The following is a 13187-nucleotide window of genomic DNA, read 5'->3' as shown; positions in this document are numbered from 1 at the left end:
TCCGGAGGGGGTGCGGCCGTGGACCGACGACTACACCAACCTGATCGGCGCCCTGTGGCGTGACCTGAAGGTGCGCACCGGCGATCTGCTCGAGCGGGACTGACCCCCGCGTCAGGCCGGCAGATCGACGCTGGCCACCGCCTGGGCCGCCAGGCCCTCGCCGCGACCCGGAAAGCCCATGCCCTCGGTGGTGGTGGCCTTCACGCTGACGGCCTGGAGCGGCAGGTCCAGAATCTCCGCGACCCGCGCGCGCATGGCCTCGCGGTGCGGCTTCACCTTCGGCCGCTCGCAGATCAGGGTCACGTCGACGTTGGCGATCCGGCCGCCGCGCGCCGCGACCATGTCGGCGGCGTGCCGGAGGAAGCGGTCGGAGGAGGCGCCCTTCCACTGTGGGTCCGACGGCGGGAAGTGGTCGCCGATGTCGCCTTCGCCGAGCGCGCCCAAGAGGGCGTCGGTCAGGGCGTGCAATCCGGCATCGGCGTCCGAGTGGCCGATCAGGGTCTGGTCGTGGGCGATCTCGATCCCGCACAGCCATACCGACCGGCCGGGCCCCCAGCGGTGGGCGTCGAAGCCCTGGCCGATGCGGGTGACGCGGGCCTGCCCCGCCAGCGCTTCTGCCATGGCGAAGTCCTCCGGCCAGGTCAGCTTCATCAGGCGCGGGTCGCCCGGGACCAGGGCCACGGTTCCCGCGTTGCGCTCGACGGCGGCGGCGTCGTCGGTCATCTCGCCGCCGCCCGGCCAGGCCGCATGCGCGGCGACGAGCCGGTCGTACCGGAAGGCCTGGGGCGTCTGCGCACGCCAAAGTCCGTCACGAGGCAGGGTGGCGTCCACCCGACCCTCGGCGCCGCGTTTCAGGGTATCGGCCAAGGGCAGGGCGGGGACGGCTCCGTCGGCCTTCTCCAACGCCGCGAGCAGCGCCTCCACCACGGCGGCGGTGACCAGTGGCCGGGCCGCGTCGTGCACCAGCACCGCCTCGGGCGAGTCTGCGGCCAGGGCGTCGAGCCCGGCCCGGACCGATGCCGCCCGGGTCTTCCCTCCGGCGACGAAGCGAAGGTCGGAAAGTCCCGCCAGCGCCTCCCGCGCCGCCGCCTCTGCGTCGGGCGGGACCACGACGATCAGCCGCCGCGCGCCCGCTGCGAGGAGCGCCTCGGCCGACCAGCGGACCACCGGCCGCCCCGCCAGAGGACGCCACTGCTTGGGTCCGCCGGCACGGGCGCCGGAGCCGCCGGCGGCGATGATCGCGTCGAAAACCATGCTGCCGTATCCGCGAAGCCCGACGCCCGCGCAAGGGCGGGGCGCCCGAACGCATCGCCTCCTGTTCCCCGGGCTGTTATAGCCGGCCCGCGCCCTGTTCCTGCGCGCCTTGTGGAAGCCCGCCCGTGACCCGTCCGTTGCGCATCGGAGATGTCGAGATCGGCGGTCAGGTGCTGATCGCCCCGATGACGGGAATCAGCGACCTGCCGTTCCGCCGCGCCGCCTCCCGCCTCGGCGCGGCCTACGTCGCCACGGAAATGGTGGCCTGCGCAGAGCTGGCCAAAGGCCGCCCGGACGTGGTCCGTCGCGCCGCCGTCGGCGAGGGCCTGCCCCTGACGGTGATCCAGCTGGTCGGCCGCGACCCGGCCATGATGGCCGAGGGGGCCCGCATGGCCGAAGCGGCCGGCGCCGACCTGATCGACCTCAATTTCGGCTGTCCGGCCAAGGAAGTGACCGGCATCGCGTCCGGTTCAGCCCTGATGCGCGACCCGGACCTGGCCGCCCGCCTGATCGACGCCGCCGTGTCCGCGACGACGCGGCCCGTCACCGTGAAGATGCGCCTGGGCTGGTGCGACGCCAGCCGCAACGCCCCCGAGATCGCCGCCCGCGCCGAGCAGCTCGGCGTCGCCGCCATCACCGTCCATGGCCGCACCCGCCAGCAGTTCTACAAGGGCGTCGCCGACTGGACCGCCGTCGCTGAGGTCAAGGAGTGCATAAAGGTCCCCGTAATCGTCAACGGCGACATCATCGACGCGGCCAGCGCCCGCGCGGCGCTGAAGGCCTCGGGGGCCGACGCCCTGATGCTGGGGCGGGGAATCTACGGCCGCCCGTGGCTGGCGCCGGCGCTGGACCAGGCCCTGCGCGACCACGCCCCCGACGCCGCGCCCGGGGCGGCAGCGCGGCTGGACATCGTACTGGACCACTTCCGCGACAGCCTGGCCTTCTATGGGGACGGCCTGGGTCTGAAGATGTTCCGAAAGCACCTCGGCTGGTACGTCGAGCAGGCGCCCTGGCCTGAAGCGGCCGAAGCCCGCCGCGCCGCAAAGGCCGCCCTCTGCCGTCTGGAGGCGCCCCGCGAAGTCGAGGCGGGTTTGGCCGCATTGTGGACTCCAGATTCGGACAAGCTGGCCGCCTGATCACTGATTGGGGTTTTGCAGCCACATGGCTGTTGAGTTTACGGCACAGTCCTCCTAGCTTCGAACCATGCTGAACGCCTTCGTCCGCAAGGGCGCGCCGGCCTTGACTGTCTTCCAGGCCTGGCCGGGCTCCGGCCGGGGCAAGGCGGTGTTCGGCCTGGTCTACGGCGTCGCGGTCATCGTCACCGGCCTCGCCATCTGGCTCGTGGCCTCGGCGCCGGCCGCCGGACCGATTACGCCCGCGAGCCAGGTGCTGCTGTGGGTGCTGGGTCTGAACCTCCTGGCCATCCTCTCGCTGGCGGCCGCCATGTTCTGGCGCGTGGTCCGGCTGGCGCGCGAGCGAGACATCGACGCAGGCGCGCGCCTGCGGCTGCGGTTCGTCACCCTCTTCGCGGTCGCCGCGGTGGTGCCGGCCGTGATCGTCGCCCTGTTCTTCGGCGTGCTGGTCACCCGCGGCGTCGAAAGCTGGTTCAGCGAGCGGGTGCGCAGCACCGTCGACAACTCGGCCGAGATCGCCAAGGCCTATGTCGACCAGGAGTCCGGCGAGGTGGGCTCCGAGGTCGCCGCCATGGCCGGGGACCTGTCCCAACCCCGCGTCGTGGCCATGTTCCCCAACCGGCTGACCTTTTCGCGCGCGCTGGAGGAACTGGCCTCGATCCGAGGCTTCGTCGCCGTCTACATCATCGACGGGCAGGGGCAGGTCCTGGCGCGCGCGGAGGCTCCCCAGGCCCCGCCCTATGCAGCCCCTCCGCCCTCTACGATCGCCACGGCGCGGGGCGGCGAGGTGCCCGTCGGCGTCTTCCCCGATCCCGATCTCGTTCGTGGGGTCGCGACCCTCGAAGGATACGGCGACGCCTACGTCTACGGCGTGCGCTCGTTGCAGAACGGGATCGTCGGGCGCCTCCGCGATGCGGAGCAGGCCATCGTCGCCTACCGAGAAGCCGAGGAAAGCCGGGCGCGCATCCAGTCGGCCTTCATCCTGGTCTACGTCGAGACGGCGCTCCTGGTGCTGGTGGGGGCCGTGTGGCTAGGTATGGCCGCAGCGGGAGCCATCGCGGCGCCTGTTGCGCGGCTGGTCCAGGCTGCCGACCGGGTGGCCGGCGGCGACCTCGATGTGCGGGTGGAGGCGGACCGGGACGTCGAAGAGATCGCCGTCTTGTCCCGCGCGTTCAATCGCATGACGAGCGACCTTCAGACTCAGCAGGAGGCGTTGAAGAACGCCAGCGCGGAGGCCCAGGCGCGCCGCCGCTTCATCGAGACGGTGCTGTCCGGCGTGAGCGCGGGCGTCGTCGGCCTCGACGCCCGCGGCCGCGTCTCGGCCGTGAACCGCCAGGCCCTGTCGCTTCTGAGCCTGACCGAGGCGGAGGCCGTGGGTCAGGCGCTCGCCAAGGTCGCGCCGGAACTCGCCACCGTGGTCCAGGGACCGCCCGAGGCCGGGGAGCAGGAGGTGGACGTCATCCGCGGCGGCGACACCCGCCGCCTGCGCGTGCGCGTCTCCGATGGCGAAGAAGGCGGGCTGATCCTCACCTTCGACGACATCACCCGCCTGGTGACGGCCCAGCGCAACGCCGCCTGGAAGGACGTCGCGCGCCGCATCGCCCACGAGATCAAGAACCCGCTGACGCCCATCCAACTGTCGGCCGAGCGCCTGCGCCGCAAGTACCGCAGCCAGTTGACCGACGACCTCGACACCTTCGACCGCTGCACCGACACCATCATCCGCCAGGTGGGGGACATCGGCCGCATGGTCGACGAGTTCTCGGCCTTCGCCCGCATGCCCGCGCCCAAGTTCGCCGAGGAAGACCCGGCCGAGCTGCTGCGCCAGGCGGTGTTCGCCCAGCGCGTCGCCCAGCCAGAGGTCCACCTCGAACTGGTCGAGCCGCTGCCGGCGGTGCGCTTCGTCGCCGACGGCCGCATGGTCGGCCAGGCCCTGACCAACGTGCTGAAGAACGCCGGCGAGGCCGTCATGGCCCGGCGGGCGGTTGACTCCTCGGCGCCGAACAACATGCGCGCCGCGCTGGTGCTGGAGGGCGACGGCCTCGCCTTCGTCGTCGAGGACGACGGCGTCGGCCTGCCGGTGAAGGACAGGGACCGGCTGACGGAACCCTACGTGACCACGCGCGAGAAGGGCACGGGGCTGGGCCTGGCGATCGTGAAGCGAATTTGTGAGGACCATGGCGGCGAGCTCGAGCTCGCCGACGCGGTGGAACTGACCGGGGCGAGGGTGGCGCTGCGCTTCCCCCGCACCAGCAAGGGGGCGGCGCGTCCGTCCGCAGCGGCTTGAGGATGAGCATGAAACCCGTCACGGGCGCCGATATTCTGGTCGTGGACGACGAGGCGGACATCCGCGAACTCGTCGCCGGGATCCTGCAGGACGAAGGCTACGGCGTCCGCACCGCGGCAGATGCCGAGGCGGCCCTGGCCGCGTTCAAGGCGCGCAAGCCGAACCTGCTGGTGCTGGATATCTGGATGGCCGGCGGGGGGCTGGATGGCCTCGAGCTGCTGGACGCGGTCAAGGTGCTGGACCCCGATATGCCCGTGGTCATGATCTCCGGCCACGGCAACATCGAGACGGCGGTCAGCGCGATCAAGCGGGGGGCCTACGACTTTCTCGAAAAGCCGTTCAAGTCAGACCGCTTGCTGCTGGTGGTTCAGAGGGCGCTGGAAGCGGCGAACCTGCGGCGCGAGAACCGGGTCCTGCGCGCGCGGGCCTTCGTTCCGGACAATCTGATCGGCAAGTCGCCGGCAGCCCAGCAACTGCGCTCCACCATCGCCAAGGTGGCGCCGGCCAACAGCCGCATCCTGATCTCGGGTCCGCCCGGGTCCGGCAAGGAGCTGGTGGCCCGCCTGATCCACGATTCCTCTTCCCGGGCCGGCGGCGAGTTCGTGGCCATCAGCTCCGCGGGGATGGCGCCCGAGCGGCTGGACGTGGAGCTGTTCGGCGAGGAAGGCGAGGAGGGTCGCACCCGCAAGATCGGTGTGTTCGAACGCGCTCACGGCGGCACCCTCTACCTCGACGAGGTCGCGGACATGCCTCGCGAGAGCCAGAGCCGAATCCTGCGGGTGCTGGTCGAACAGCGCTTCCGCCGGGTCGGCGGCGAGCAGGACGTGCAGGTCGACGTGCGGGTGATCACCTCGACGTCGCGCGACCTGAAACAGGAGATCGCCGAGGGCCGCTTCCGCGAGGACCTGTTCCACCGGCTGAACGTGGTCCCGATCCGGGTGCCGGCGCTGGCGGAGCGGCGCGAGGACATCCAGGAACTGGTCGACTACTTCATCGAGACCCTGGCGGCTTCGCAGGGCCTTCCGCGGCGGCGGCTGGGCGACGACGCCATCGCCGTGCTTCAGGTCCATCCGTGGCCAGGCAACGTCCGGCAGTTGAGGAACAACGTCGAGCGGCTGCTCATCCTCGCCACCGGCGATCCGAACGACCCCATCGGCGCCGACGCCCTGCCGCAGGAGGCGACCAACGCCGGCGCCAGCGGCTCGCTGGGCGCCGAGCGGATCATCGCCCTGCCGCTGCGCGAGGCCCGCGAGGTGTTCGAGCGGGAATATCTGGCGGCGCAGATCATGCGCTTCGGCGGCAATATTTCCCGCACGGCGGCCTTCATCGGCATGGAGCGGTCGGCCCTGCACCGCAAGCTGAAGTCGCTGGGCGTGTCGCCGGCGCGCGGCGCAGCCGAGGACGAAGAAGAGGGGGCCGTCGAGGGATGAGCCGCGTCGCCTATGTCAACGGCCAGTATGTCCCGCACGGCCAGGCCACGATCCATGTCGAGGACCGCGGCTTCCAGTTCGCCGACGGCGTGTACGAGGTCTGGTCGGTGTTCGACGGCCGGATGGCCGATTTCGACGGCCACATGGCCCGGCTGCACCGCAGCCTGAACGAGCTGCGCATACCGATCCCCATGACGCGCGAGGCGCTGGAGCGGGTGCTGAAGGAGACGGTTCGCCGCAACCGGGTGCGCGAGGGGCTGGTCTATATCCAGGTGACGCGGGGGACCGCCCGGCGCGACCATCCGTTTCCGGCCGAGGGCACGCCACCAAGCGTGGTCGTCACGGCCCGATCGCTGCCACTGTCGAAGGGCAACGCCGCCGCCGAGAAGGGCGTCGCGGTGATCACCCAGCCTGACATCCGCTGGGGCCGCTGCGACATCAAGACGGTGGGGCTGTTGCCCAACGTCCTCGCCAAACAGGCGGCGCGCGAGCACGGGGCCGCCGAGGCCTGGATGGTCGACGAGATGGGACTGGTCACGGAAGGGTCCTCGACCAACGCCTGGATCGTCGACGAGACCGGCAAGCTGCGGACGCGCGACACCCAGTCGAACATCCTGCACGGGATCACCCGCGCCGCGGTGATGCGCATGGCCGCCGAGGAAGGGCTGGAGGTCGAGGAGCGCGCCTTCTCGGTCGAGGAGGCGAAGCGGGCGCGGGAGGCCTTCTACACCTCGGCCAGCGGCTTCGTGATGCCGGCGGTTTCCATCGACGGGGCGAAGATCGGCGACGGCAAGCCGGGGCCGATCGCGACGAAGCTGCGGGCGCTTTACATCGACCAGGCCCGGCACGACGCCATCTAGGCGTTGCGACCGTCGCCGGGGCGGTTAAGGTGCGTCAGCCGGCGTCGATCGGTCACTGAAACAACAAGAACAGGATGAACCTGCCATGTCGCAAGACAAGTCCAAGAACCTTCAGGACACCTTCCTCAACAGCGTCCGCAAGACCAAGACGCCGCTGACCATCTTCCTCGTCAACGGGGTCAAGCTGCAGGGCATCGTCACCTGGTTCGACAATTTCTGCGTGCTGCTGCGCCGGGACGGCCAGTCGCAGCTGGTCTACAAGCACGCCATCTCGACGATCATGCCCTCGGCGCCGGTGCAGCTGTACGAGCCGGAAGCCGACGAGGACTGAGTCCAGGGGGATAGCCGCGCGGCTCTCGTCTCCCTATCTGTCGGCCCCGACACCTCCAGAGAGCTCACGCCCACTTGGCCACCCAACTGATCGACCACGCCGTCCCGCTGATCCGGGCTATCGTCATCCACCCCGACGGCCGGAGCGAAAGCTCGCGGCTGGCCACGGAGCGGCTGGAGGAGGCCGTCGGCCTGGCCCGCGCCCTCGACCTCGACGTGCGCGGCGAGGAGATCGTGCGGGTCCGCAAACCCACGCCCGCGACCCTGTTCGGCTCGGGCAAGGTCGAGGAACTGGCGGCGCTGGTCCGGGCCGCGGAGGCGGAGGCCGTGGTCGTCGATGACGATCTGTCGCCGGTGCAGCAGCGCAATCTGGAAAAGGCCTGGGACTGCAAGGTCATCGACCGCACCGGCCTGATCCTGGAGATCTTCGGCCGCCGCGCGCGCACCAAGGAAGGCCGACTGCAGGTCGAGCTGGCGCGGCTGGACTACGAGCGGTCGCGGCTGGTGCGGACCTGGACCCACCTCGAGCGCCAGCGCGGCGGCACCGGCAGCACAGGCGGCCCCGGCGAGACCCAGATCGAACTCGACCGGCGCCTGATCGCCGACCGCATCGTCAAGCTGAAGGCCGAGCTGGACGAGGTGCGCCGCACCCGCGGCCTGCACCGCAAGCAGCGCCAGAAGGTCCCGTTCCCGACCGTGGCCCTGGTCGGCTACACCAACGCCGGCAAGTCGACCCTGTTCAACCGGCTGACCGGATCAGAGGTGCTGGCCAGGGACCTGCTGTTCGCCACGCTGGACACGACGCAGCGGACCATCCGCCTGCCGCAGGGCCGGCCGGCGATCGTGGCCGACACGGTCGGCTTCATCTCCGACCTGCCGCACGAGCTGGTCGAGAGCTTCCGCGCCACGTTGGAGGAGGTCGGAGAGGCCGATCTGATCCTGCACGTCCGCGACATCGCCAGCCCCGACAGCGACGCCCAGCGCAAGGACGTCGAGGCGGTGCTGAGACAGATCGAGACGCCCGAGGGCAAGACGCGGCGGGTGCTGGAGGTCTGGAACAAGATCGACCTGCTCGACGCCGAGGCGCGCGAGGCGGTGCTGGGCCAGGCCGAGCGGCTGCGGGCCAAGGGCGAGGCGGTGGCGGTGTCGGCCTGGACCGGGGAGGGGATCGAGACGCTGCGCGAGACCATCGCCTGCCTGATCGACGACGACCCGGAGACGGAGCTGACGCTGGATCCGTCGCAGGGCGAGGCGCTGGCCTGGCTGTACGAGAACGGCCGCGTCACCGGGCGCGAGACGGACGACGAGGGCCGGACGCATGTGGTGGTGCGGCTCCACCCCGCAGCGCTGGGCCGGTTCGAGCGGCAGTTCGGGGCGGTTTGAACCGTCTCCTCCCTGTTCGCAGAGCGAATGGGGAGGGGGACCGCGAAGCGGTGGAGGGGCGTCAACCGCCCAGCAAGTCCGCCACCTCGGCGAACCGCTTCACAACGTGATGCGCTCCCGCGGCCTGCAAGCGCTCCAAATGCCCGTCGCGGATATGGCCGCCAGCGCAGAGACCCACCACAGTCATGCCCGCCGCGACCCCCGCGCGGACACCGGTCGGCGTGTCCTCGATCACCAGGGCGCGGGCCGGGTCGATGTCCATCGCCGCGGCCGCGTGGAGGAACAGGTCCGGGTGGGGCTTGCCGCGAGCGACATGCACGGCCGCGCTGAAGATCGGTCCGTCGAACGACGTCGCCACGCCGAACCGCTCGAGGCCCATCTCGATCCAGCTCACCGGGCTGGACGAGGCGATGCAGCGGCGTTCGCCCCGGGCCGCCAGGAACTCGACGAAGCCGGCGACCGGCCTCAGTTCGGCGGCGGCTCGTTCATGGCATCGCCGGGTCCATTCGCCGTGGACGTGATCGGGACATGGACCGCCCAGCCGCTCCTCGATCAGGGGCAGGCAGTCGAGCCAGCGTTTGCCCATATAGGTCGCCAGGGCGTCGTCGAGGCTGGTGGCGAGGCCGGTCTCGGTGAGCAGTTCGGACAGGACGAGGTTGTTCAGCAGTTCGCTGTCCGCGACGACCCCGTCGTAGTCGAAGACGATCAGATCGTAGCGGCCCGTCACGCCCGCTCCGCCGCCTTCGCCGCATCCCACAGTGCGTCCATCTCGGCCAGATCGGACTGCTCCGGCGTCCGGCCGTCCCTGGCCAGCTCGGCCTCGATGAAGGCGAAGCGGCGGACGAATTTGGCGTTCGCGCCACGCAGGGCGTCCTCGGGCTCAACGCCCAGCTTGCGGGCGAGGTTGGCCATCACGAACAGCAGGTCGCCCACCTCGCCGCGCGCCTTCTCCAGGTCGCCGGCGGCGATCTCCGCGCGCAGTTCGGCGACCTCCTCGACGAATTTGTCGAACACCTCGTCGGTCGAGGGCCAGTCGAAGCCCACGCGGGCCGCCCGCTTGGTCAGCTTGGCGGCGCGGGCGAGGGCTGGGAGGCCGACCGGCACGTCGTCGAGCACGCCGTGCTGGGCCTTCGCCTTGCGCTCGTCGGCCTTGATGTCTTCCCAGCGGGCCTTCTGGGCCGCGCCGTCGGCCCTGGCCGCCTCGTCTCCGAAGACGTGGGGATGGCGGCGCTCCAGCTTGTCGGCGATGGCCCCGGCCACGTCGTCGAAGGCGAACAGCCCCTGTTCCTCGGCCATCCGGGCGTGGAAGACGACCTGGAACAGCAGATCGCCCAGTTCCGACTTCAGCTCGTCGAAGTCCCCGCGCTCGATGGCGTCGGCGACCTCATAGGCCTCCTCCAGCGTATAGGGCGCGATGGTCTGGAAGGTCTGTTCGACATCCCACGGGCAGCCGCCGACCGGATCGCGCAGCCGGGCCATGATGGCGTTGAGGCGGTCGATCGGGGTCATGCGGCCTCCGCGGCGGCGTCGCGCTCGGCCAGCCGGGCCCGGACTTCGGCGTGGCGCGCGGCGTCGAGCGGATAGCGGTTCAGCACCCAGGCGGAGGCGAACAGCAGGACGGTGGGCACGGCGAGGAACAGGATCGACAATGTGGTCAGGGCGGTCGAGCCGTTGGCCGCTCCAGGCGTCTGGTCGAAACCGACCCAGCCGAGGATGATCAGCACGCCGACGCTGATCGCATAGCCCAGCTTGGTGGTCAGGCTGAGGAAGGAGAACAGCAGGCCCATGCGGTCGTCGCCGGTCTCCAGCCGCACCTCGTCGGCGACGTCGGCCATCATGGCCCGGGTCAGCAGCAGGCCGGCCGCGTAGGGCAGGCCGGCGATGAACAGGCCGATGGCGGTGACGACGAAATTGCCCGTCGGCAGGAAGCCGACCATGGCGTAGAGAACCGCGAAGGCGACCGAGGCGATCTGCAGCGCCCGGTCCTTGCCCAGCCGCACCGCCAGCCAGCTCCAGAAAGGCGCGGCCAGCAGGCCGGCGACGAAATACAGCACCATGAAGATCTGGCTGGCCCCCCGGTCGAAGCCCTTGATGCTCTCGAAATAGAAGAACAGCAGGGCGCCGGTGATGCCCGGCGCGATGCCGAGGAACAGGTCGCAGAGCAGGACCTTGCGCACCACCTTGCGCCGGAACAGGGCGAGCCAGGCCTTGAGCGCGCCGTGCGGCTGGGCCTTCACGGTCTGGGGCTCGGGCGCGATCAGCACCGCGGCCAGCAGGGTGACCGGCAGGCTGACGAGAATGAACCAGCCCATCGCCCGCACGCCGTCTTCATAGGTTCCGAGACCCGCCTTGAGGACGACGGTAGGGATGAACAGGGCGATCAGCACGCCGACGATGTTTGCCGCCTGCCACCAGCCGTAGAGCCGCGACCGCTCGTCATACTGGGGCGCAAGCACCGCGCCCCAGGCCAGCTGCGCCAGGGTGGTGATCGAGAAGCCGAGGTAGAGCACCAGCAGCCAGCCGAACAGATAGCCGAAGCCCGCGCCCGGCTTGACGAAGAAGATGAAGGCGACGGCCAGCATCAGCACGGGCGTGCCGATGGTCAGCCAGGTCCGGTAAGGGCCCCATTTGCTGCGGGTCCGATCCATGCCCCAGCCGACCACGGGGTCGAAGAAGATGTCGATCATCCGCACCAGCAGGAAGGCCGAGCCGACCGCCGCCAGGTCGAGTCCGACATACTGGCTGTAGAAGGCCGGCAGGCTGACCGCGAGCGGCAGGCCGACGGCGGCGTAGGGCAGGCACGGCCCGGAGAAGGCGGCGAGGACGAGGTTCGAACGGCGCGGGGCCACGGGGGCCGGGACGGGCGAGGCGGCGTCGGTCATGGACGAATCCGGAAGCGCGGCGGTTGAGTCGCCCGCGCCCTCACCATGCCGGTTTTTCGGCGGCTACGCATGATCCGGACTGTGTCGTGCCTGTCCCGCCTGTCGACAATGTCGCGCCGGCGTGTGTTGCGGACATATCGGGCGAAATGCAGCGGTCCCTGATCGCCGCCGGACGCAGGCACTTGCCCAATCCCGCGGGGTGAGGCTTCCTTCCCTGATGGCGTTGCTCCGCGCATTCCTGGGCCTGCTCGTTCTCTGCGCCACGGTGGCGTTGGCGCCCCAGCGCGCCGCCGCGCAGTCCGCCGAGATCTGTGACACTGGATCCATCGAATGGGGCGCGCCCGCCTTGGCCAACGGGATTTCCTATCACTCGCTGGAATGGACGCCGTTCGGGGCGACCGAATGGGGCTGGGAGACCTATCTGCCGCTGATTCAGAGGGAGCTGGGCACGGACTGCGCGCCGAATTCCCCGGCCTTCGCCCGCGCTCTCGCGGAGTTCCAGTACGCTCACGACCTGCCGCCCACCGGCTGGTTCGACCAGGCGACCTTCCAGGTCTTCCGCGGGGTCTGGCAGGAGCGGCGGCCGTTCATCATGGCGCGGGTGCGCGAGCAGCCCTGTCCGGAGCCGCCGCCGCTGTATCAGCTGGGCTATCTGGTCGAGAGCGAGGAGCACGCCGACCGCCTGACCCGGCTGCTGCGCCGCGACGTGCTGGACGCCTATCGGCGGCTGGTGGCGGCGGCGCGGGCCGAGGTTCCCGAAGTCGCCGCCGATCAGGAACTGCTGCAGATCTTCTCCGGCTTCCGCGATCCCGAGGCCGACGCCGCACGCTGCGCGGCCCAGGGCAATTGCGACGGCCTGCGCCGGGCCGTCTGTTCGCCGCACCGGACCGGAACCGCCGTCGACCTGTATGTTGGCCAGATCGCCGGCCTGGGGGTCGACAACACCTCGCCAGCCAGCCGGCTGCACATGACCCGCACCGCCACCTACCGCTGGCTGGTCCGCAACGCCGGGCGGTTCGGCTTCGTGCCCTATGTCTATGAGCCCTGGCACTGGGAGTGGGTCAGCCCGACCGGCGACTATGCGATGACCGCGGCGGCCCCATGATCCGGCCGCTCACGGCGGGCGAGACCGGGCTCGCGCGGGAGGCCTTCGGCGAGCAGCTGCGCATCGAGACCATCCGCTTCCTGCCCGCGCCATGGCCTTTCGAGCGAGCCTTCGTGCCGGGGCGCTGGTTCGGGCGCGAGTGGATCGTCTGGCCCGGCCGCACCCTTCCGCCGGACATCGCCTCGGAGGCGCTGCGGGTCCAGGCCATTCTGGTTCATGAACTGACCCACGTCTGGCAGGCCCAGCAGGGCGTCAATCTGCTGACCGGCAAGCTGAGGGCCGGCGACCGGCCGGCCTCCTATGAGTATCCGACCGGGATGGACTGCGCCTGGGGTGGTCTGAACATCGAGCAGCAGGCGATGGTGGTGGAGCACCGCTTCCGGCTGCTCCACGGCGGCGCCGCGCCGGCTCCGGCCGAATTCTACGACCGCATCTGCCCGTTGGGGCCGCGGATCAGCGGCTGAGCGCTTGAGAACGCCGGGAGGGCTCCTATCTCTGACACAGTGAGTGTTGCGGATTAAGG

At 70.5% G+C, this 13187-nt stretch carries 12 protein-coding genes; 8 read left to right on the top strand and 4 right to left on the bottom strand.

Annotated features, from left to right (window positions below; all coding sequences use genetic code 11):
• Nucleotides 1–111: 111 nt before the first annotated feature.
• Nucleotides 112–1254, bottom strand: coding sequence for a bifunctional 2-C-methyl-D-erythritol 4-phosphate cytidylyltransferase/2-C-methyl-D-erythritol 2,4-cyclodiphosphate synthase (locus VEA62_RS15580; RefSeq protein ID WP_324823499.1), 1143 nt, complete (start codon nucleotides 1252–1254; stop codon nucleotides 112–114).
• A gap of 125 nt (nucleotides 1255–1379) precedes the next feature.
• Here VEA62_RS15580 and dusB point away from each other — a divergent pair, with 125 nt between their 5' ends.
• From dusB to hflX, 6 genes are all read left to right on the top strand, one after another.
• Nucleotides 1380–2390, top strand: a complete 1011-nt coding sequence (dusB, locus tag VEA62_RS15575; RefSeq protein ID WP_324823497.1) for a tRNA dihydrouridine synthase DusB — start codon at nucleotides 1380–1382, stop codon at nucleotides 2388–2390.
• Between the two features lie 67 nt (nucleotides 2391–2457).
• Nucleotides 2458–4674 (top strand): PAS domain-containing sensor histidine kinase, encoded by a 2217-nt coding sequence (locus VEA62_RS15570; protein WP_324823495.1) that lies wholly within the window; start codon nucleotides 2458–2460, stop codon nucleotides 4672–4674.
• An 8-nt stretch (nucleotides 4675–4682) separates the two neighbouring features.
• Nucleotides 4683–6104 (top strand): sigma-54 dependent transcriptional regulator, encoded by a 1422-nt coding sequence (locus VEA62_RS15565; protein ID WP_324823494.1) that lies wholly within the window; start codon nucleotides 4683–4685, stop codon nucleotides 6102–6104.
• Nucleotides 6101–6964, top strand: a complete 864-nt coding sequence (locus VEA62_RS15560) for a D-amino-acid transaminase (RefSeq protein ID WP_324823492.1) — start codon at nucleotides 6101–6103, stop codon at nucleotides 6962–6964. Before VEA62_RS15565 ends, VEA62_RS15560 begins: the two co-directional genes overlap by 4 nt.
• A gap of 85 nt (nucleotides 6965–7049) precedes the next feature.
• The gene (hfq, locus tag VEA62_RS15555; RefSeq protein ID WP_055830158.1) at nucleotides 7050–7295 is read left to right on the top strand and encodes an RNA chaperone Hfq; all 246 of its coding nucleotides are present in this window, start codon (nucleotides 7050–7052) and stop codon (nucleotides 7293–7295) included.
• Between the two features lie 74 nt (nucleotides 7296–7369).
• Nucleotides 7370–8677, top strand: coding sequence for a GTPase HflX (gene hflX / locus VEA62_RS15550; protein ID WP_324823490.1), 1308 nt, complete (start codon nucleotides 7370–7372; stop codon nucleotides 8675–8677).
• A 61-nt stretch (nucleotides 8678–8738) separates the two neighbouring features.
• On the opposite strand, the gene VEA62_RS15545 is transcribed toward hflX, so the two are convergent.
• From VEA62_RS15545 to VEA62_RS15535, 3 genes are read right to left on the bottom strand one after another with little or no spacing between them, the layout of a single operon-like run.
• On the bottom strand, nucleotides 8739–9404 hold the full coding sequence (locus VEA62_RS15545; protein ID WP_324823488.1) for an HAD-IA family hydrolase: 666 nt from the start codon (nucleotides 9402–9404) through the stop codon (nucleotides 8739–8741).
• The gene (gene mazG, locus VEA62_RS15540) at nucleotides 9401–10186 is read right to left on the bottom strand and encodes a nucleoside triphosphate pyrophosphohydrolase (protein WP_324823486.1); all 786 of its coding nucleotides are present in this window, start codon (nucleotides 10184–10186) and stop codon (nucleotides 9401–9403) included. Before mazG ends, VEA62_RS15545 begins: the two co-directional genes overlap by 4 nt.
• Nucleotides 10183–11559: an MFS transporter gene (locus tag VEA62_RS15535; protein ID WP_324823484.1), complete on the bottom strand. Its 1377-nt coding sequence runs from the start codon at nucleotides 11557–11559 to the stop codon at nucleotides 10183–10185. The genes mazG and VEA62_RS15535 overlap by 4 nt, the downstream gene beginning before the upstream one ends.
• A 217-nt stretch (nucleotides 11560–11776) precedes the next feature.
• On the opposite strand from VEA62_RS15535, the gene VEA62_RS15530 reads away from it, so the two are divergent.
• Nucleotides 11777–12664 (top strand): M15 family metallopeptidase, encoded by an 888-nt coding sequence (locus VEA62_RS15530; RefSeq protein WP_324823482.1) that lies wholly within the window; start codon nucleotides 11777–11779, stop codon nucleotides 12662–12664.
• Nucleotides 12661–13128 carry a hypothetical protein gene (locus tag VEA62_RS15525; RefSeq protein WP_324823480.1) on the top strand — a complete coding sequence of 156 codons (468 nt, stop codon included), beginning with the start codon at nucleotides 12661–12663 and terminating at the stop codon, nucleotides 13126–13128. Before VEA62_RS15530 ends, VEA62_RS15525 begins: the two co-directional genes overlap by 4 nt.
• The last annotated feature ends 59 nt before the right edge of the window (nucleotides 13129–13187 follow it).

The organism is Brevundimonas sp. (genome assembly GCF_035627475.1).
Taxonomy (GTDB): Bacteria; Pseudomonadota; Alphaproteobacteria; order Caulobacterales; family Caulobacteraceae; genus Brevundimonas.
This window is presented reverse-complemented; position numbering and strand designations above follow the sequence as displayed.